General features: G+C 47.7%; 20 protein-coding genes. 7 read left to right on the forward strand and 13 right to left on the reverse strand.

What is annotated here, in order from left to right:
* Together P2G85_RS04070 and P2G85_RS04075 are read right to left on the reverse strand one after the other, a co-directional pair.
* Nucleotides 1-627 carry a TnsA endonuclease N-terminal domain-containing protein gene (locus P2G85_RS04070; RefSeq protein ID WP_275862844.1) on the reverse strand — a complete coding sequence of 209 codons (627 nt, stop codon included), beginning with the start codon at nt 625-627 and terminating at the stop codon, nt 1-3.
* A 122-nt stretch (nt 628-749) separates the two neighbouring features.
* Nucleotides 750-1538 (reverse strand): helix-turn-helix transcriptional regulator, encoded by a 789-nt coding sequence (locus P2G85_RS04075; protein WP_275862845.1) that lies wholly within the window; start codon nt 1536-1538, stop codon nt 750-752.
* Nucleotides 1539-1637: 99 nt separating this feature from the next.
* Between P2G85_RS04075 and P2G85_RS04080 the strand changes: the two genes are divergently transcribed.
* Nucleotides 1638-2546 carry a DMT family transporter gene (locus P2G85_RS04080; protein ID WP_275862846.1) on the forward strand — a complete coding sequence of 303 codons (909 nt, stop codon included), beginning with the start codon at nt 1638-1640 and terminating at the stop codon, nt 2544-2546.
* A gap of 50 nt (nt 2547-2596) precedes the next feature.
* Here the strand turns inward: P2G85_RS04080 and P2G85_RS04085 are convergent, their stop codons facing one another.
* From P2G85_RS04085 to P2G85_RS04120, 8 genes are read right to left on the reverse strand one after another with little or no spacing between them, the layout of a single operon-like run.
* Nucleotides 2597-3178, reverse strand: coding sequence for a hypothetical protein (locus tag P2G85_RS04085; protein WP_275862847.1), 582 nt, complete (start codon nt 3176-3178; stop codon nt 2597-2599).
* Nucleotides 3179-3190: 12 nt separating this feature from the next.
* Nucleotides 3191-4501, reverse strand: a complete 1311-nt coding sequence (locus tag P2G85_RS04090) for a transglycosylase SLT domain-containing protein (RefSeq protein WP_275862848.1) — start codon at nt 4499-4501, stop codon at nt 3191-3193.
* 26 nt (nt 4502-4527) lie between these two features.
* Entirely contained in the window at nt 4528-5292 is a 765-nt protein-coding gene (locus P2G85_RS04095) for a hypothetical protein (protein WP_275862849.1), read from the reverse strand.
* Entirely contained in the window at nt 5282-6583 is a 1302-nt protein-coding gene (locus P2G85_RS04100) for a hypothetical protein (protein WP_275862850.1), read from the reverse strand. Before P2G85_RS04100 ends, P2G85_RS04095 begins: the two co-directional genes overlap by 11 nt.
* 18 nt (nt 6584-6601) lie before the next feature.
* The gene (locus P2G85_RS04105) at nt 6602-7999 is read right to left on the reverse strand and encodes a hypothetical protein (RefSeq protein ID WP_275862851.1); all 1398 of its coding nucleotides are present in this window, start codon (nt 7997-7999) and stop codon (nt 6602-6604) included.
* Nucleotides 7981-9159 carry a hypothetical protein gene (locus tag P2G85_RS04110; RefSeq protein WP_275862852.1) on the reverse strand — a complete coding sequence of 393 codons (1179 nt, stop codon included), beginning with the start codon at nt 9157-9159 and terminating at the stop codon, nt 7981-7983. Before P2G85_RS04110 ends, P2G85_RS04105 begins: the two co-directional genes overlap by 19 nt.
* Nucleotides 9159-9872, reverse strand: a complete 714-nt coding sequence (locus tag P2G85_RS04115) for a hypothetical protein (protein WP_275862853.1) — start codon at nt 9870-9872, stop codon at nt 9159-9161. The genes P2G85_RS04110 and P2G85_RS04115 overlap by 1 nt, the downstream gene beginning before the upstream one ends.
* A gap of 11 nt (nt 9873-9883) precedes the next feature.
* Nucleotides 9884-10783 carry a hypothetical protein gene (locus tag P2G85_RS04120; RefSeq protein WP_275862854.1) on the reverse strand — a complete coding sequence of 300 codons (900 nt, stop codon included), beginning with the start codon at nt 10781-10783 and terminating at the stop codon, nt 9884-9886.
* A gap of 464 nt (nt 10784-11247) precedes the next feature.
* Between P2G85_RS04120 and P2G85_RS04125 the strand changes: the two genes are divergently transcribed.
* Together P2G85_RS04125 and P2G85_RS04130 are read left to right on the forward strand one after the other, a co-directional pair.
* Nucleotides 11248-11733 (forward strand): acyl-CoA thioesterase, encoded by a 486-nt coding sequence (locus tag P2G85_RS04125; protein WP_275862855.1) that lies wholly within the window; start codon nt 11248-11250, stop codon nt 11731-11733.
* 157 nt (nt 11734-11890) lie between these two features.
* On the forward strand, nt 11891-12136 hold the full coding sequence (locus tag P2G85_RS04130; protein WP_275862856.1) for a hypothetical protein: 246 nt from the start codon (nt 11891-11893) through the stop codon (nt 12134-12136).
* Between the two features lie 377 nt (nt 12137-12513).
* On the opposite strand, the gene malG is transcribed toward P2G85_RS04130, so the two are convergent.
* The 3 genes from malG to malE form a co-directional block, all read right to left on the reverse strand.
* A complete protein-coding gene (gene malG / locus P2G85_RS04135) occupies nt 12514-13404 on the reverse strand; it encodes a maltose ABC transporter permease MalG (RefSeq protein WP_275862857.1) in 891 nt (296 codons plus the stop codon).
* Between the two features lie 12 nt (nt 13405-13416).
* Nucleotides 13417-14991, reverse strand: coding sequence for a maltose ABC transporter permease MalF (malF, locus tag P2G85_RS04140; RefSeq protein WP_275862858.1), 1575 nt, complete (start codon nt 14989-14991; stop codon nt 13417-13419).
* Between the two features lie 77 nt (nt 14992-15068).
* On the reverse strand, nt 15069-16247 hold the full coding sequence (gene malE, locus P2G85_RS04145; RefSeq protein WP_275862859.1) for a maltose/maltodextrin ABC transporter substrate-binding protein MalE: 1179 nt from the start codon (nt 16245-16247) through the stop codon (nt 15069-15071).
* Nucleotides 16248-16916: 669 nt separating this feature from the next.
* Here malE and malK point away from each other — a divergent pair.
* The 4 genes from malK to P2G85_RS04165 all read left to right on the forward strand — a co-directional run bounded on the left by malK (nt 16917) and on the right by P2G85_RS04165 (nt 20613).
* Complete coding sequence (gene malK / locus P2G85_RS04150) at nt 16917-18035, forward strand: maltose/maltodextrin ABC transporter ATP-binding protein MalK (RefSeq protein ID WP_275862860.1); 1119 nt, start codon at nt 16917-16919, stop codon at nt 18033-18035.
* A gap of 161 nt (nt 18036-18196) precedes the next feature.
* Nucleotides 18197-18805, forward strand: a complete 609-nt coding sequence (locus tag P2G85_RS04155) for a TetR/AcrR family transcriptional regulator (RefSeq protein ID WP_275862861.1) — start codon at nt 18197-18199, stop codon at nt 18803-18805.
* 140 nt (nt 18806-18945) lie between these two features.
* Entirely contained in the window at nt 18946-19980 is a 1035-nt protein-coding gene (locus P2G85_RS04160; protein ID WP_275862862.1) for an NADP-dependent oxidoreductase, read from the forward strand.
* 15 nt (nt 19981-19995) lie between these two features.
* The gene (locus P2G85_RS04165; protein WP_275862863.1) at nt 19996-20613 is read left to right on the forward strand and encodes a glutathione S-transferase; all 618 of its coding nucleotides are present in this window, start codon (nt 19996-19998) and stop codon (nt 20611-20613) included.
* Nucleotides 20614-20619 lie beyond the last annotated feature (6 nt).

The following is a 20619-nucleotide window of genomic DNA, read 5'->3' on the forward strand; positions in this document are numbered from 1 at the left end:
TTAACTAGCCCTTACGATACTGCTTTCGCTTAGCGCACATAAATCTAAATCGGTACTAGCTACTCCACGAGAAATAAGACGTAACACCGATACAAACACATCGCAAATCGATACTTTCAAGCTTTCAGCTAACTCATATATCTTGGCTTCTTTTACGGTACATAAATACTCATAAACAACTGGTATTAGATTGTTGTCTTCAATGCAACCACTGTAGCGATGAACCAACTCACAATTCTTGAGAAAATATCCATTACGAATCTGCCTATCTGTTACCAAAATCAATTGGATACCTAGTTTTTCTGCTGCTCGTTTTCTCGCTTCAAACTTACGCTGAAAGTCTTTATCAAACGTTTTGTCATATGGCTTAATTTCGACAAATCGACAGTCGCCATCAATGTAAGTCACCAGAAAGTCAGGGGTATATGGGAATCGCTTACCGCAGTACTCATAAAAATACCCTTCGGGTTGTGACTCGTAATGAACTACCTCACGGTCGTATTCAAAGTGATAACAGCAATCTCTTTCCAAACTGCTTTCACACATGACTGATTCTTTATTCTTCACACTAGCGAACTTGAAGACGTTTTTGTTTGGAGATGCTTTGCGAAGATCACGGATATACATAAGCGTCCTAAAATGTCGTAAGAAAACAACCTATTTTAGTTTAGGACACTTTATGCATTTTAAAAGGACAGGTTATGATTTTATTTGGACACTTTATGATTTCAGCGACAGTCCTCACCCAGCTATAACAAGCGGTTTTTATATTGCTCCGGTGTCATACCGGAGTACTTCTTAAACATGGCGATAAATGGACTGGCCTGGTTATATCCCAGAGTTAAGGCCACCTCTTTGACCGTTTGTCCTTTTCTCAGCAACTCCATTGAATGGAGGTAACGAACACGCAGCCGCCACTCTGTAAAGCTCATACCCAACTCACTTTGGCAGTGGCGCGCTAAGGTGCGTTCGGTCGCATGCACCTTTTCCGCCCACTCACCCAAACTGATGTCATCCGTCGGCGACTCTTCAACGGCTTTGAGGATCGGCGCTAAATACTTGTTGTCGGTGGTCGGGAGGAAATGATGCTCCACTTCCTGCCGGGCTAACTGATCCAGCAGCACCTGTACCAGTCGTTTATCTTGCTCACTTTTCGCCACGTTGATATCACGCTGACGAAAATCTTCAATAATGGCGGAGATAATCGGCGTCACTTTGATCAGGCTGGTTTTCGTCGGGAAATGCTGGGTCAGTTCCGGGGCAATGTTCAGCGAGCAGTATTCCAGCGGCTTGCGATTATAGCTGGTATGACGAATACCGGCCGGCACCCAGATGGCCAAATGTGGTGGTGCCAGAAAACGGGTATCTTCCGCGTCCATTTCAAGAATCCCGCCACTGATCAGTTGCACCTGTCCCCAGGGATGGCTATGAATGCGTGTTTCTGTGTTTGACAAAAAAGCCTCAAAATTCATAAACACATCTGATGGTGCTCGATCTATAGATAACGAAGGGTGAAGGTTCCTGGCACTCTTTCTCAATTTTTGTCTTCCTATCGCTCGCGATGTCTTTTAGCAGATACATTCTGTTTTAAAGACCTGTCAGACTAGCACCATAAATTATTGTGTGACGGGGTTCAAATGATTTATCTACTGCCGCTTTTTACTGTAATCATTTGGGGAGGCAACTCCATCGTTAACAAAATGGCGGCGAGTGCTATCGAGCCCAGTGCCATGAGTTTCTATCGCTGGCTGGTTGCCGTTGCGATCCTCAGCCCGTTTTGCCTGCCCGCCGTACTCCGGCAACGCCACATCATTCGTCCCTACCTGGGAAAACTGGCAGGCTTAGCACTGCTGGGAATGGTACTTAACCAATCGCTGGGTTACTACGCCGGGCTGACCACCAGCGCCTCCAATATGGCGCTGATCACCTCACTGGTCCCCCTACTCGCCGTATTTCTCAGCGTGCCGTTACTGGGCAAACGCATCTCTGTGCTCAGTATTATTGGCGGGATCATCTCCCTTTCCGGGCTTGCTTTTATGCTCGGTGAAGGAGATGTGAGTTTTTTCCTCCACCAGGATATTACCCAGGGTGACGGACTCATGCTGCTCGCCGCGCTGGTCTATGCCGTGTATTGCGTGCTGCTCAAGCGCTGGAAGATGCCATTCGGCAGCCTGACTCTGGTGTATATGCAGGGGGTGTGCTCGGTCGTGATGCTGATCCCGCTGTGGTTAACCAGCGAAACCCTGGCTGCACCCTCAGCCTCAATACCACTGATTGCCTATGCCGCTCTTGCCGCATCGGTATTTGCACCGTTGATGTGGGTAAAATCAATTGATCGGATCGGCGCAGACTCAAGTGCCATGTTCATGAACCTGATGCCAGTGGTATCAATAGCTCTGGCTTCCACCTTGCTCGGTGAGGCAATCCAGCCCTACCACCTGATCGGCGGAATCATGGTGATCTCAGGGGTAATTTTGTCTCAGGTGAAACGGCAGCAGAAAATCCGCCCGCGACAAAACCGCGTGCCGCTCACGACTACCGCCTAAAATAACACAAAAGAGCCACACTTGGCTCTTTTGTATATCCGCGAAGCAAATTACAGCGCTGCAGCTTGCTCTTCGAGTTCTTTGGTTGTCTTCTGACTTACAAACTCTTTATACAATGCCGCCTTGTCGCTTGGGTCAATATTGGCATCTGCGGTAACTGCCGTGTTGAACATCTTTTCAGACTCGATCTTCGGCATTACTACCAGAGCGCAAACTTGATCCACTCCGCCAACATTGACGAGTGACACCTGTTCAACCTGACTCTTTTGAATCGATGTATTCGTGATTTGTTTCGCGATTTGCTCAAACGAGGTACCCGCTACCTGTGCATCGGCAGTGGTATCCATTTTCTGGTAGTTCTTCTCTAATACGCTCACTTTAACATCCAGGTTTTGCGCCAGTGTGTTACGAGCCAAAGAGACGGCATGGTTACGATCAATAGAGAAGTTACCTGATGCTGTCACACAGTTGGAAGCAGCAAAGCCATTGGCGGAAGTAGGGTTCAGCACCCAAGCCGGGACGTTGCTGCCTTTATTGGTTTCGATTTTTGCCGTATTTTCTGACGCGCTTTGACTCGCACAACCAGATAAAAATACCGCACCGATCACTGCTGAAAGAATGTGATGTTTCATTCTCATTTCCTTTTATATGATTGAATTTGACTGCGCATGATAGGTTTTCATTCTATCGTTGACCTTCTTGAGGTAATTGCGAGTCTCTTTGTAGGGTAAGTTTCTGATCAGATGTTGATAAACTTGTTCTGAGCTCATCGAATTTATTTTTTTCACTGCACTTGATACGCTCTTTTCACCAAATGCTTTGGCCACGTTACCAGAGCCGGTGTTGTAAGCCGCGATCACACTGTAAGTCGCACTTTGCGGATCTTTAATTCCCTTGAGGTAACGACTTTGCAGAATCTTAAGGTAAGCCGCTCCAGTTTCAATATTGACGGTTGGATCATACAGGTCATTCACTTTCATGGGCTTGTCTTTGCCTCGATAAAGCTTGTTGACGTCGTGACCAGCGGTAGTGGGAACAATCTGCATCAGGCCGTAAGCCGGAACGTGAGACTTAGCCCGCGGATTAAAGTGCGATTCGGTATGCATAATGGCCAAAACCAACGACGGTTGCAGCTGGCGTTTAAGGCTCTCTTTCTGAACGGTTGGCAGGTACTGGCTTGCTCGGTCAGAGAGTGCAGATTCCGGAATCTTTACCGTATAAGCCACCACTTGTTGTGGTTTGGTTTCGAAAGTCGCTTGTTGCAGCTTAAGCTGTTTCTCAACCTTCGCAACACGCTGAGCCTGACGCTTTTGCATGGCCACTTTCTGCTCGGCAATGATCTGCTCTTGCTTATAAGGACTGATGACTGCGGCCTGTTTTTCAGCAAACATATCCAGCTGGCTCATTTGACGTTCAGTCTGGGCTTCAATCTCTTGTTTTACCTGCTCAAAAGTTTTTGCTTCAACTTTGATCTCTTCAACATAAACCGCTTGCGGTGCCGCCTTCTGCGGTGTAACCAAGCCGACTTCTTGCCACAGTGGCGCATTACTCTCAATCACCGAGTTAACGATCTGCGCCTCTTGCTCCGGATTCGCGGACTTTACTTCGTCCGAAGGAAGATAACTTACGGTGATCTCACCCTTATCTAGATCAACCACCGTACGGGCGTCGTGTTGTTCGTCATACACCACAATGACATCAGGCGACGGGATTTTGGCGTCCCCCCATTTCTTGATCGAAGCCTGTTGCTTTTTGTCCCAATCCGCCAAGTAGGCCTGCTGCCACTGGTTAAACTCTTTGATCTGATTGGTATACCATTGCTCAAACTCAGCGCTGTCATCGACCGAGAGCTGTTCTATCTCTTTATCCAGCTCAGAGAATGGATCATTAGCCTGGCTTGGCAGGGCTACCAACAAGTTCAACGCCACTGCTAATGAGTAATATTTCAATTTCATAAACCTAGCCACCGTTATGTGTAAGATCAGAAGTAAGAGGACAAGTCCCCGGCACTTTCTGCTTGTTGCTCAAACAATTTGTCTTCAATATCTAACGCCAGTCGCTCACAGGCATGACTCGAACAAGCTTGAGTAATCGCCAGACTCTCTGCGAACTGCCCCGAGTCATATTGCCATTTTGCCAACCACATTTTGACTTCATCGCGTTTAAGGGCAGAAACATCGACGTACTGCTGGTAATAATGCGCGGCTTTCTCCTGGTCGCTTTGCGAAAGCAATAGCGTCACGAGCCCTGCGGCGTCCATCGCCACTTCCGGTGCCTGGATAAGCAGCGGTAATACCGGCTTAATTTGCCCGAAACGCTCGGTCGAGTAATAAGCAATCGCATAGTTCAAAGCAGTAATCTGCAGGTTGGTTTTATATCCCGTATCTTTAAGGGTTGCGGAACACGCCGCCTGGGTATTGTCTAATCGTGAGAACTGGATATCGCTCAACTCATAAGTCAGATTGGCAAAAGGCCAGGTGGCGAAGCGTTGCTTGATGATCGCGCGCTCGATCAACTGATCTTCGTAATACTTACGTAAACCTAAACCCAAACCTTTACGGCACAACGCTTTCATCTGCGTTTTTGTCAGTTCACTCTCACGTGTGACGCTCACTGAAGTCTGCGCGCCTTGTTCCGTTACCGTGTATTCGGTACCGTTGAAGGCCCAGGTTTGAGGTTCTGAAGCGAAAACTGGCAGGCCTATCAGGCCCGCCAGTAACAACGTGAATCTGTGGTTACAGATCATTGGCATTACTCACTTGGCCTGATGGCCCCTGAGTATTGTTGTTGCCATCGGTCAGACCGCCGGTTGTCGAGATCTTATGATTCGAGCTGGCATTTTGCCCTTCACGCACCCGCTTCTTATTTTCTGCTGCGGCCTGTTTTGCTGCAGCCTCCAATGATGGAGCATACACTGCCACGGCCAACATCCAGTCACCATCGCTGCTCTTAAACGTTTTCACCGAGACCCCAGCAGGCACTTTACCGGCCGCGAACGATTTGTAGGAATCCGCACTCTTGATGTTATTCATAAAGGTGTGCTTATCTTCCGCCAAAACCTCCGCATCTGCCGGATTGATGCTCTCTGGCGGGTACTCAAACTGTTCATTTTTCTCAAGTTGGTTCTCGGTAAAACCACCTTCCCAGTACACCTGCTCGCCCTGCATCACAGCGATAAGACCGTTACGGGCTTTGGCTTGCGCTTGTGATTTCGACATGCCAAGCAACTTGCGTTTTACGCTTTTGTTTTTGTTATCGCGGATGATCGAAGAACCAAAACCAAGCACGAACGATTCACCGGTATCTGGGTTGGTGATGACTTTCGCCCCAACCGGCGGCATCACACCTGCCTGTAGATCGGCAATGATTTGCTTGAAGATGGCATTAGGTTCTGTCGTTTGGGTTAATGCCCCCACTTTACGCTTGGTCTGCTCACGCGTTTTCGGTGTCGAGATCAGACTTACACGCACTAAGTTCTCGCTTGGATCATCAAACACGTCAAAAGTAACATAACCTGCCAGTGCGCCTTTAACCGACTCCGCACAGTTATCACTCATCATGCTGGTAGTGTTCGCAGCACTCTCTGTCGCCGTGTCAATGACATCCATGGTTTCATTTACCGCAGTCGCACACATGTTGCTCATGCCTTCCATGTTTTCTACCAGCTGCTTTTTAGCGATCTGGAACGCCTTCATGTAGGCACCACGCTTTGACAGCAATGTCGCGTTGCGGTTTTCATACGTTTCGTAGCTACCTGAACCCGTGGACAAAATACCGATCCCTGAGCCTACTGCGATCATTTTAACGCCATCACCTTCATCCTCGATCAGGCTTTGGTGTGCAACCAAAACAGCGGCTTTTGGATCCTCTGCAACCACAAGGTCACCTACTTCTTTTACATCAGCCGTGTCAATCGCTTGAGTTTCAGACGAGGCATCGGTGGCAGGCACCAAATCGTTAAGGTCAAAGTCTACATTGGCGTACGCAGTTGTGCATAAACTGGCCAGCGCCAATGAAAGAAGTGTTTTTTTAAACATAGTAATCCTATAAAGGTCTTAAAGTACGTTGATTTGATAGTCATTCAAAACACGTAATTTGGACTGATAGTTAGGCTGATGAATGCGTAAAGTGGGTTCAATGAACTGGGCCAGATCATTGGCATTATTAAGTGAACGCAATTTCACGACCACTTTGCCTGAACGGCTTTCAATTTTAATGTCAGACACCCCATTAATCGCACTTAAAAGCGTATACAGCTGGCCTTGCTTGCCTGCCGCTGAAGGGGTGAATATCACTTCCCGTACCGGGCCGCCACGCATCGCCATTTTCTGGACTGCATTGTGCAGAGCCTGGGTCAGCGCTCGCTTGTTACCCTCAGAAGCAAGGTGTACAGCAGCGAGTTCATTAAGCATTCCGTCTTTATTTGGCAACGTCATCAGCGTCGGATCATTCTGCCAATGAGCATACTGGTTGCCGGAGCGGTCAAGCATTTTCGCTGAAAGCGCAAGCTGCAGTCCTGAAGGAGTGACCTTCTCTCGCTCATCGACCTGTAGAATAACCGTTGCCTGCTCCGGAGTGAGAGACAAATCAAATCCCATTTGTGCCAGAGAACGGGTAAAGGTAGAGCGCACGACGGGTAAGTGTGCATCGACATAAACTGCCGGTTGCCCCAACGTTTTGATAAGCTGAGTGATTCTCTCTTCAACTTTCTGACGCTCAACCGATACGTCTAATGTCACCACCAGAACGCCGTTAGCTTTGGTTTGGCTGGAAATTTCGTTCCAACCGGTGATCATGCCCTGTGACTGCATCGAAAGTGACTGGACAGCCACTTCATGAAGATCAAAATCATCACTCATCGAGGTTGCAGACATACTGGAGTAGGACTGCTGCAAGTAACCCGACTTAACCATTACGCCGAGAACCTGGCTAATGGCACGACGGAATGCGTCTTGCTCCGCCGCCTGACGCGCACTCAAACCGCGTTTGTTGTCCGGTGTGCCTTCACCAATCACAACCACCGAGACCGTCGCTTCCGAATCCCACATAATGTCATCGTCGCTGCTCGATCCGTTATTCTGAGGTGGCATCAGGCGTACCGTCAGACAGGTGTCATCCCCCATCAGTTCCGGCTGGCCAAAATCCGCTGCAACCGTCCCTTTCTCTATGCCAGTCACCAGGACGTCACGAGCGGTTTGGTTAAACTGCTCATTGAACAGTTCCGAGTCATCACTGGACAGAGAAACAGAAACTTGTCCGTTGAGGAATAAACGTAAGTTATTGAGCGCATCCGCTTTGGCCGCCTCAATGGCCAAAGCACCGCGACCATAAGCGCATCCCTGCTCAGTAAGAGCCAGTGTCGACTGGCTCTTATCAAGTTCCAATGCTGAAACTGACGTGGCAATGAGGAGGCTACTCAGGACAAAACCAGAGTTTAACCCTTTTGTGCCCATGTGCTGCGTTCCTTCATGAATTCCATTGGTACGCCAACACTGACTGCAAAAATTCGACGCTGACGATCTGGTCGGTAGATGCCTTGCTCAGCTTCATCGCGTACCTGGTCTGCCAGTTTGCTGTCTTTCCAACGTACAATTTTACCCTGAGCACTTTGCTGGCTTGGATTGACGGTAGCGACACCAATCGGCTCGACAAAACCTGCGCTGTACTCAAATACCACCATGGTCTCGTTAGGCAATACCCCGGCATTCTGGCCGCGATCCAGAGAAATACGGTCACCTTTGATCCCCATTACCTGAGCGGTTGCCGGCATTTCTTTCAGCAAACGGGTCAACATGATGTCAAAGCCACGCGATGCCATTTCGTTCATCACAGAGTCTACGTCTTTACTGCTGGTGTAATTAAAGCCACGGTAATAATCGCCGTTGGCGATCACTGTTGTGTAGCTTTCTTTGTCACGTACATCAAAGTTAGACACGCGGATTTTGCCGATATTCGGGTAGCTCAGCTTTTCACGTGTGTATGGGTCGATCACCCCTGTTGTCATTTCCATCGAGGTTTGAAACAGTGATTGGGTCGAACCGAATAACATGTCACCGGTTTTCAACACATCCACCTTCATGATGTAATCAGTGGAAAGCTTCTGACGTCCATCCATCTTCTTCGCAACGTTAACGGCGCCCTCATCTGCCAGAATCTCTTCCATCGCAGCATTCACCGACTGAGTATCGCGGGTCAGGATGCGAAAACGATTAACGCCGGCAAACTGGTTTTCCAGGGTATTTTCCAGCGCTTTGGTCTCAAATTTACCAATGCTGCTGTGCATCGCATTGAAAACGTCGGCAGACTTACCTTGCAGATTTTCACTGACGTCGGTCTTCACATCACCAAAGTACAGGCGGATGGTCTTTTTAGCCAACGGGCAGCGGCTGTCTTTTTCATTGGCTTCATAAGAGCAGAACTGAAGCCCCTGAGTGTTGAAATAAGCCGGTACTTCAATATCACTATTGGTAAAATCAAACGCCGATTTACCAATGATCAGCGATGAGTTTCCGGCATTACTTTCTACTGCGTAGGTTTGTTGGCTGGGTGTGCTGTTACACCCAGCCAAAACAAGACCGGCAGTGACTAAAATGGCGATCTTTGAATATTTCATTATGACTTAACTTTCTCTTCTAAAACTTTGTCCAGGTTCTCTAGCTGCTCAATCGTGTTTTGGTCCAGAGAAATCATATCGTTAGCGTCATATGCCAGTACCGAACGCGCTTTCAGCTCGTGGTAGGCTTCAACTACCGGTACCTCTTCTGCTTCACCTTCTGCATCTGAGTCACTGGAAGCGAAAGAAAGTGCGTTGCTTAAGCCTTTCAGTACTGTTTCCTGACCGATTGCAGCAGCATTGTTAGAAGCGATCAGCGCAATTTCTCCAGCCTGAAGCGTTAGGTCTTTTGCCAGCTCAAGGTTTTGATCGAAGATTGAATCAGACGCCGCTTTGTAAGCCTCTACCTGAGGGCGAATCTTCTTGCTTTCCGGTTTATCTTTGTCGAACTCATTCATTGCGGCCAGCAATTCTTCATCCGTTTTGTCCGCATTCACCGCAAGGAAGCCAGCCACATCGGCGTGTTTATCCGCGAGCGTACGGTAGTCCAGGAACACGGCACACTGGCGCTCCTGAATTGACACCATCACTTGTGACACTTTATCGACAGCGTAGGAAACCGGCGTATATTCCGTGCCCAATTCGGCACAAGTTTGAGTTAATTGGTTGCTCATTTCGTTACGGTCCACGGTTGCAGATTCCATACCTGGAATAGAGGAACAACCTGCCAGAGCAGAAATGAATAGACTAGCCATGACGGTTTTTTTGAACATGCTTGTATCCTTTAATTCAATACTGAATAGATAGACTCATTAGTTAGATTTTTAATTATTTTTTGCTGAGCAATGCGCTTTGCTGCAGCAGAACTGGTGGATGACATACCAAGCTCTGTCATCACCTTTTGACTCACGACAACGCTAGGCGAAGCCGTATCAAAAACTTTGAAGTACACGTTTTGCTTTGTGATAAATTCCTGGCCTTTCTTGCCGGATTGGGAACTCGTTTTGATATAAACCGTGATAGCTCCCTGCGTACTCGCAAGCGACGTATCCGACAATAACCCCTGTAGCTGGCTAGCAAAAGCATCTCGTGATGAGGTAAAGGAAACGGAGAAGTCACGACCGGCCTGCTCCATCGCCAACTCCAGGTCACGTTGAGCCGTTTGATACTCGCCTATTCCGTCTGCGTCTAAAGCCGCAAGCACGATAAGACGCGACTGATTATTCCGCATAGCCTCATCGGCTTCCATGTAGCGCTTCAGATCCCGCCACTCGTTACGCAAGTGCTTTAATTTCCGCGTGGCGACCTGATTGGCGCTTTTGATGTCATGAGTTAACTTCTGTGCCCATGATGCTCTATCAACCCTGAAACGGTATTCACACTGATTTTGTTGGCAAGACGAATCAATCAGTTCTAGCGCCTGGACTTCTATCGGTAGCGATCGCAGCGACGCCTCTTGCTGGTACGACGAACGGGTTGCATTACCTTCTTTACTGATCAGCGTTTTTTCCCGAACCTCGACCTCGCTGTAGAGGTTCATCGCCAGTTGTTTTTTTGCATCGATAATCGCTTCATGTTCATTGTTTCCATAGCCCGAAACGTAGAGAAAAGACTCCTCCGCTCGAGCGGCTACATTACAACTTACTAGCGATAGGCAAAACGCGACTAAGGCAAAACGAATCAAATTTGCGTCCAGGGTAGTTGGTCAGTAATGTGCAAAACGTTACGTAAAATTCCCTTACCATTCAAACGGCCATTTATTAGACACAAATTCACTAAATATGCATAAAAATGCAATTTAAATTATATTGTGACATCACTTCCATTTATGCAATTCCTTACTCAAACCTTACAAATAGGGGAGGCTTTTCTTAGGGTATTCTCAAACTTGAGATTTTTATCACGCTCCATATTCAATCAATTGAATTAATGACATTTCTGATATTAGGCATTTTTTTGCATAAGTGTGATTTGTGTTTGATTATTAAATCAATAAAACATCATTCAATTAGAACTTTTACTCAACTTAGCTTTCCATTACAGTGTAAATAGTGCTCACCTCACCATAACAAGACTAATAATGATCTATTTTCGATGACCTTTTCGAGTGGTACATTGAATAAACATCAACCAACAAAGGAACAACCAATGAGCTGTGGACAAAGAGATATCACCCTTCGTTTTCTGGCTGAACCTGGTGACGTTAATTTTGGCGGCAAGGTGCACGGTGGGGCGGTAATGAAGTGGATTGATTTGGCCGCCTATGCCTGTTCTGCGGCCTGGAGCGGGAAATATTGCATCACCGCATACGCCGGTGGAATTCGTTTTGTGGCGCCAATCCATGTCGGCAACCTGGTTGAAGTCAGTGCCAAGGTGATCTATACCGGCCGGACCTCCATGCATATCGCTATCGATGTCCAGGCCTGCGATCCCAAACAGCTAAACAATCGTCTGACCACCCACTGCATCGTGATCATGGTGGCGGTCGATGAGCACGGCGAGCCAACAGAAGTACCAAAGTGGCAGCCTGAGAGTGATGAAGATAAAGTGCTGGAACAATCGGCAATCCGGCTGATGAACATGCGTAAGCAAATTGGCGACGAGATGGAAGCGCATGTTAAGTATCTGAAGTAACCATAAACCAACATTGACTACACCTTATGCACCTTACTTGTGAAGCGATGTCATATTTGGTATGCCTCACTTAACCCAAACAACAGGTTGTCATAAATCCTTCACGTAATTTTGCTTAAATTCCCGCAAGATCTACACGCGTAATTGAGCGGATAACTTGAAGTCAAACAGCACCACATTAAGTGAAAAAACCTTAACTAACCTCAAAGCCGTCGAATACCAGTGGGTGAGAACAATGTACGTCGAAGGTTACCCGAGTGAAGAGATTAACCGTTATATTCAAACTTGTTTTGGCGGTGATGCAACCTTTGCCGATCTGTTTCGCCGGGTCGCGCTCCAGCAAGAAAGCCTTTATACCCTGCTCCAACATGTTGGTTGCGCCCCATCAAGCCGGGAGCTGTAAGCCAGTCCCTCTTACTCACTGCACCGACGCTTTCCTCATGCGATGGCCTGCCGCCGCACAACTAAATGTGTGAAGTGATACGCACGGCCTTTTGATCCGGTTGTGTACTCCTGTCTAAAACCGCTAGTCTATTTGCCAAGGCAGTTTTCCTAAGTTACTGATAACAAAAAGCCTGAGTCAAGCTCAGGCTATGGTTACAAAAACTGTTAGTGATTTTAGTAAGGAACAAAGCTAACAGCCAGCTATGCGTAACGCCAATATTGCTGATATTACTGATCGGCGGCCAAACCAAAAACGTAATATCGAAGCAAATAGAAGGGCGACCAAACGGTCGCCCTTATTCTTTTTATTCTTAATCTCTTAGCGACCCACTAAGATTAACCTTTCACACCACCGGCTGTCAGTCCACCAACTAACCAGCGCTGTGCCAGCAAGAATACTACTGTGATTGGCACTGCAGAAAGTACTGCTGCTGCGGCAAAGTCACCCCACAGGTAGTTCTGAGGGTATAGATATTGCTGCATACCAACCGCTAGAGTGTATGAGTCTACATCAGAAAGCAGTAACGATGCTACCGGAACTTCACCGATCACCATAATGAATGACAAGATGAACACTACTGCTAGGATTGGCACAGATAGTGGTAGCAGTACCAGGCGGAACGCTTGCCATGGTGTTGCACCGTCCAGTGCCGCCGCCTCTTCCAGTGACGAATCAATGCTCTCGAAGTAACCTTTGATGGTCCACACGTGCAGTGCGATACCGCCAAGGTAGGCAAAGATCAAACCACCATGCGTGTTCAGGCCAAGGAACGGGATGTATTGTCCAAGCTTGTCAAACAGCGCGTACAATGCCACCAAAGCCAATACTGCCGGGAACATTTGGAAGATCATCATCGCTTGCAGGATGGTGTTCTTGCCTTTGAACTTCATACGCGCAAATGCATAAGCCGATGTAGTAGACAGCGCCACAATCATGATAGAAGAAATGCCGCCAACCTTAACCGAGTTCCACAACCAGGTCATAACCGGGAATGGAGGTGGTGTCACCGTGCCATCAGCATTGGTCACTGCAATACCTAACGCCAGCTTCCAGTGGTCCAGCGTTGGGTTGTCTGGGATCAGGCTACCCGTTGCAAAGTTACCTTCACGGAATGAGATAGCGATGACCATTAATAAAGGGAAAATAATCAGTGCTAAGAACGCCCACATTGCGGCGTGCGTAGCCCATACACGATACTTTAATGACTGACCTTGTACCATTGCCATTGTGATGTCTCCTTAATCTTGAGCTACTTTAGTTACACGCAGGTTGATAAGTGCTAATGCGCCAACCAACAGGAAGATAAGCGTTGCTACCGCACTTGCCAGACCAAAGTCCTGACCGCCCGCACCTTCAAACGCGATACGGTATGTGTAGCTAACCAATAAGTCGGTGTAACCCGCAGGTTCTGAAGTACCGATCATGTTCGGACCACCACCTGTCAACAATGCAATCAGTACAAAGTTGTTGAAGTTAAACGCGAAGCTGGCAATCAGCAGCGGTGTTAACGGCTTGATCATCATCGGCAGCGTGATACGGGTAAAGTTAGAGACAAAGTTCGCACCATCAATTGCCGAAGCTTCATACAAGTCGTCAGGAATCGCTTTTAGCAGACCCATACACAGGATCATCATGTAAGGGAAACCTAGCCAGGTGTTCACGATTAAGATCATGCTTTTTGCCATGAATGGGTCAGAGAACCACGCTGGGCTGATACCAAACAAGCCTTCAAGCAACATGTTGATCTCACCAAAGCTTTGGTTAAACAAACCTTTGAAGATCAGGATAGAGATAAACGCTGGTACGGCGTAAGGTAGGATAAGCAGCAAACGGTAGATAGAGCGACCTTTCAGCTCTTCCCACTGAACCACACTCGCTAGTACCAGACCGATAATCAGAGTAAACAATACTGACAGTGCAGAAAACACAACTGTCCAGATGAAGATGCTGATGAACGGCTCTTTGATACCATCATCTTTCCATACACGTTCAAAGTTGTGTGTACCAGTTGTTACAATGAAACCTGGTGAAACAGTATTACCGACAAACTGGCCGCTTTCATCAACTGGCTGGTAGTAACCCACTTCCATGTTAGGTAGCAGAGTTTCGCCTGTATGGTTATTGTACAGTGACTGACCATCTTCCTGTAGCGTGAATAGCGGTACCACGGCAGCAAACTTACGTAGGCCACTCATGCGGATATCATCACCACTAGGCAAATGCAGATCGACACTGCTCAGCGCGCTACGGTTTTTCACGATAGTCTTGATTGGCTCTTTCTCACCGCTGATCTCTGTCACTGGCGTCAAATCAAGATCCGAGACTGACAAACCTTCAAGCTGGAAACTTGGCGTAGCAAGCAGCTCACCACCTTTTTCAACCACGATCTGGTGACCTTGTTCGGTTTTATAAAGGGTGAATGGGTAGCTGTCGCCACTCTGATAGGTTCTGTCTAATAGGACGGTTTGGGCACGTTCCAGCGAGAGTTGGTTTTTCGCGCTGTAGTTGGTAAACGACAAACCAACGGTGTACGCCAATGGGAAAAGGATGAACAGAATCATTCCGGCAATACCCGGATAGATATAACGGTGGGCGTAGGTCTTTTTACTACCAAAGATATACAACGCCAATGCAGTAAGAATGAGCGTAAGCAGTGCAAACGCAATCTCACCACGAGAATACATTAGAATGGTAGCGTAACCGTTTAAAATACCGATTGAGCCTAATAGTGCCCACTTGATAAACACTTTTTTGCTGCTCGGAAGGTTTGCGTCTGGTGCTGTCATAGCATTTGTACCTTGAACTGACTGCATAGGGAACCTGCTAGCGATATAGAATAAATATAGAAAAGTAAGGAGGAGTTGCCTCCTCCTTAAAAGGTATTACTGAATTATTTTGTCATTTGTTTTTCTGCATCTGCCAGAGCAGCATCTACAGTTTGACGACCGTCAACAACGTTGATGATAGCGTTCTTAGCCGCACCCCAGAATGCGTTCATTTGAGGGATGTTTGGCATGATTTCGCCGTTCATCGCGTTATCCATTGTTGCTGCAATACGAGCATCGCTGTCTAGTTCACGCTGGAACGAGTTAAGAGCTACCGCACCTAGTGGCTTGTCGTTGTTAACCATACGTAGACCATCGTTAGTCAGTAGGTAGTTCTCAATGAACTCTACCGCTAGGTCACGGTTAGGTGATGCAGTGCTGATACCAGCAGTTAGGACACCAACGAATGGCTTAGAAGATTGACCCTGGAACTTAGGCAGAGTAGTCACACCGTAGTTGATGCCAGACTTCTCAACGTTACCCCAAGACCATGGACCGTTGATGGTCATCGCAGTAGTACCTTGGTTGAATGCAGACTCAGAAACAGAGTAGTCCATGTCTGGAGAGATGATTTTCTTGTCAACCAGGCCTTTGATGAAGTTCATTGCGTCTTTAACGCCTTCTTTCGCAATACCAGCGTCTTTAATATCGTAGCCTTCAGAAGTGTACTTGAACGCGTAACCGCCGTCAGCAGCCATTAGTGGCCATGTGAAGTACGGTTCTTTCAGGTTCCACATGATCGCAGACTTGCCTTCTTTTTTCAGTTTGGCATCAAGTGCTGCAACTTCTTCCCAAGTTTTTGGTGGGTTTGGAACCAAGTCTTTGTTGTAGATAAGAGACAGAGATTCAACCGCTACAGGGTAACCAATTAGCTTGCCATCGTAACGTACTGCATCCCATGCGAAATCAACGATGCCTTCTTGGATTTCTTTAGAAGGTTTGATCTCAGCAAGTAGGCCTGCTTCTGCGTAACCGCCAAAACGGTCGTGAGCCCAGAATACGATATCAGGACCGTCACCAGTAGCCGCTGTCTGAGGGAATCGATCTTGTAGGCCATCTGGGTGAGCTACTGTTACTTTAATGCCAGTGTCTTCTTCAAATTTTTTACCTACTTCAGCCAGACCGTTGTAACCTTTGTCCCCGTTGATCCAGATAGTAAGTTGACCTTCTTCGATGGCAGCATTAGCACCTAAAGAACCCAAAGCGACAAGAGTACCCAGTGCTAGAGCGCTTACTTTTTTCATGTTCGTATCCTTTTTATATTTTGATGTAGGGCTATTCCATGGAGGTTCAGCCGTATTTCGACATATATCATCTGAAATAATCATATATGCCTCATCCTCCTAACCACTACGCCCTCTCCATTATGAACCATTTTCGTGATCTCAATCGCTTAGTCTTAGAGACCCAAATCACAAAACAAACCGTTCCTGTGATCGATTTCAACTTTAGGTCGGGCAAATATGTGATTTCCGCCCAAGTTGTTATTTATTCCCCCTTTTCCACTCCTCCCTGACTACTCCCCCTGCAATTATTTTGGTTAGGAGGATGTCGTATTGAACACAATCTTAGAAACTGCATTCATCCAAGAGCGGATGGTAAGAACCCTTTCCCAGCAGTACCTGTTATTTCGGGAGCAATATGCTGGCTTACATTGCCATACGAGTGGAATGTCATTATTCGTGTTGTTAGTGGTAATTATTTCACGGGGGAGACACCACGAATAATGTGGGGGAGAGAAACTCGTACTTGGCTATGGCGGGTAGCGCTTCGTCTTCAGGATAACTTCAGAAGCGCTACCCTGTTTTTCTTACCAATCCCATAAACTTACCGGTTCCTACTGTTACTGCCCGCACCATAATTCATATAATGATGGGCGGTGAATGATAAAAATTTGATCGAGGACGAGCTACATGGCGAGTGTCACGTTAAAAAATGTTTGTAAAGCGTACGACGACGTAATGATTTCTAAAAACGTAGATCTGGAAATCAACGAAGGTGAATTTGTTGTCTTTGTTGGCCCATCAGGTTGCGGTAAATCTACACTATTACGTTGTATTGCAGGTCTTGAAGACATTACTTCGGGTGATTTGTATATTGGTGACCAGCGCATGAATGATATTGAGCCATCCAAACGTGGTGTTGGTATGGTATTCCAGTCATACGCTCTGTATCCGCACTTAAACCTATACGACAACATGTCTTTTGGCCTGAAACTGGCTAAAGCAGACAAAGCAGAAGTCGACAGACGCGTTGAACAAGCCGCAGAAATTCTACAGCTCGGTCACCTGTTAGAACGTCAGCCTAAAGCACTATCGGGCGGACAACGTCAGCGTGTTGCAATTGGTCGTACTCTTGTTTCTCAGCCAAACGTATTTCTGCTGGATGAGCCACTGTCTAACCTGGATGCGGCACTGCGTGTACAAATGCGCGCCCAGATTACCAAGCTGCAGCGCCAACTTGGTTGTACCATGATCTACGTAACCCACGATCAGGTAGAAGCGATGACCATGGCAGACAAAATTGTGGTTCTGGATGGTGGTCATGTATCACAGGTTGGTCGTCCACTTGAGTTGTACCACTACCCACAAAACCGTTTCGTAGCTGGTTTCATTGGTTCGCCAAAAATGAACTTTATGAGCGTATTCATTGATGAAGTTGAAGCGGAACGCGTGAAAGTTCAGCTTTCCAACGGTTTCAGCTTCTGGATCCCAGTGGACGGCACGACGGTTAACCGCGGTGATCGTATGTCAATGGGTATCCGTCCTGAGCACCTGGTTAAGCCATCTGAAGGTGATGCGGTTATTGACGGCGAAGTGATGATTGTTGAGAAGCTGGGTAACGAAACTCAAGCGTACCTCAACCTGGAAAGCGCTGATGCCGACGTAATCTACCGTCAGCCAGACACTCTGGATGTTAATGCTGGTGATAAACTGTCAATCGGTATTCCAGCCCACCGTTGTCACCTGTTCCACAGTGATGGCCGCGCATGCCGTCGTCTGTATGAAGAAACAGGCGTAGCTCATAGCTAATCTATTATTAACCTTTGCTTGCTGAAAATCCCTCTCGCCCGGAGAGGGATTTTTTATTGGCCCAAACCCACCCAAACCGTTCCCCCCGCTTATTAACCATCGCTTAAATTTTTTTCTCAGCAAACTAGACGACTGGTCTAATTGGCTTTATAGTGGCGGTCATGAATACAAAAACCAATGACACCCGCCAGCACATTCTAGACGTCGGCTACGAATTGATCGTATCCCGGGGTTTTACCAGTGTTGGGCTTTCAGAGCTGCTAAAGACCGCCGCGGTGCCGAAAGGCTCTTTTTACCACTACTTTAAGTCCAAAGAGCAATTTGGTGAGGCGCTAATTCAGGATTACTTCAGAAAGTATTTTCAGCGTCTGGATGCGCGCTTCCACAACGATGCGCTTAACGGTTACCAGCGCCTGATGAGCTACTTTGAAGACATAATTAAAGTGGAAGATGAAGTGTGTAACGCCAATAAGTGCCTGGTTGTCAAACTGAGTGCGGAAGTCTCCGATTTGTCCGAGTCGATGCGCAATGCCCTGCGCCATGGTGCCGATAAAACCATCCGGGCACTGGCCGAGTGCATCGATGTGGGTATTCAGGACGGTTCCATCGCTGACGGCAACAGCGCATTGCTGGCAAGGCAAATTTATTACCTGTGGAACGGGGCAAGTTTGCTCAACAAGCTGTATCAGGATCAGGCCGCTTTAACTCAGAGCCTGCTCTATACCCAGCATCTGCTGCAAAGCACACGCAACTGCGCAGAAAACGGGTAAACCAAAACCGGGGGACCAGCCCTGGGTATATTACGTCAGGCGTCTTCGCTCACAGGCGCTGACACAATCCCTCCCGCCTAGATGGCGGGATATTTTGCAACCAACACTAGACGACTGGTCTAATAATAAGTGAGGTACTCATGACAAATACCACCAATCGCAGAATCGTATTAGCTTCCCGCCCGCATGGCGCTCCTACCCCTGACAACTTTCGCTTGGAGGAAGTCACCAAGCCGGTGCCCGGAGATGGTGAAATGCTGCTAAGAACGGTTTATCTATCGCTGGATCCGTACATGCGCGGGCGGATGAGTGATGCAGAATCTTATGCAGAGCCGGTAGCGATTGACGACGTCATGGTTGGCGGCACGGTCTGTCAGGTCGAAGCCTCTCACCATCCTGATTATCAAGCTGGTGAATGGGTGCTTGCCTACACCGTCGGCTGGCAAGACTATGCCATCTCTAACGGAGAAATGGTGATCAAACTGGGTAAAGAGCCGCAACATCCATCCTACGCTCTCGGCGTTGCCGGTATGCCGGGCTTCACCGCTTACATGGGCCTGCTTGATATCGGTCAGCCTAAGCCGGGAGAAACGATTGTGGTTGCGGCCGCGACTGGCCCGGTTGGTGCCACGGTCGGACAAATCGGCAAGCTCAAAGGCTGCCGCGTGGTGGGTATTGCCGGAGGCGAAGAGAAGTGCCGTTACGCCACCGAAGTACTCGGCTTTGACGCCTGTATTGATCACAAAGCAGAGGACTTTGCCCAGCAACTCAAAAATGCCTGTAACAACGGTATCGACGTCTACTTTGAGAACGTCGGTGGTAAAGTCTTTGATGCCGTATTACCCCTGCTTAATACCGGTGCCCGTATTCCTCTGTGTGGGTTAATTTCACAATACAATGCAACCTCATTACCCGACGGCCCGGACCGCATGCCGCAGCTGATGGGGCAACTGCTGGTCAAGCGTATCAAGATGCAGGGTTTCATCATTTTTGATGACTACGGTCACCGCTATGATGAGTTTGCCCAGGACATTCACCAATGGCTGGCGGAAGGCAAAATTCAATATCGTGAACATTTAGTACAAGGGCTGGAAAACGCCCCGCAAGCCTTCATCGGCCTGCTGGAAGGCAAAAACTTCGGCAAACTAGTGATTCAGATTAACTCACCACTGTAAGGAAAAGGACACCCCATGATCAAACTTCATCACCTTAATCAATCTCGCTCTAAGCGCATCATCTGGTTGCTGGAAGAGCTGAATGTTCCCTACGAAATTGTACCTTATGTTCGCGATAAAATGACGTTTATGGCGCCACCTGAACTGAAGAGTGTCCATCCTCTGGGTAAATCGCCGCTGCTGGAGGACGATGGTGAGTTCATCATCGAATCAGGCGCAATGACGGAATACCTGATCGAAAAATATGCTGACGGAAAACTCGCTCCCCAGCGTGGAACCAAAGCCCATACCCAATATTTACAATGGATGCACTTTGCAGAAAGTTCAGCTATTTTGCCACTGCTGCTGAAAATATTCATCAGTAAAGAAGAGCAACCCACCCAGTTTCTGGCAGGTTATGCCGATAAAGAAGCGCTGAACGTGATCAGCTACTTTGAACACGCATTGCAAGGCAAAACCTACCTGGTCGAAGAGCGGTTAACTGGTGCCGATATCATGATGTCTTTCATCGCCGAGTTACTACACAAGTTCAATATGCTAGGCCAGTTCCCAAACATTGAACGTTATGGGCAGCAGTTGGCTTCGCACCCGGCACTGCAAAAAGCCGAGCAAATCGAAGCACAATACAGCTAAGCCGCT

Source organism: Vibrio sp. CAU 1672 (genome assembly GCF_029223195.1).
Lineage (GTDB): Bacteria > Pseudomonadota > Gammaproteobacteria > Enterobacterales > Vibrionaceae > Vibrio.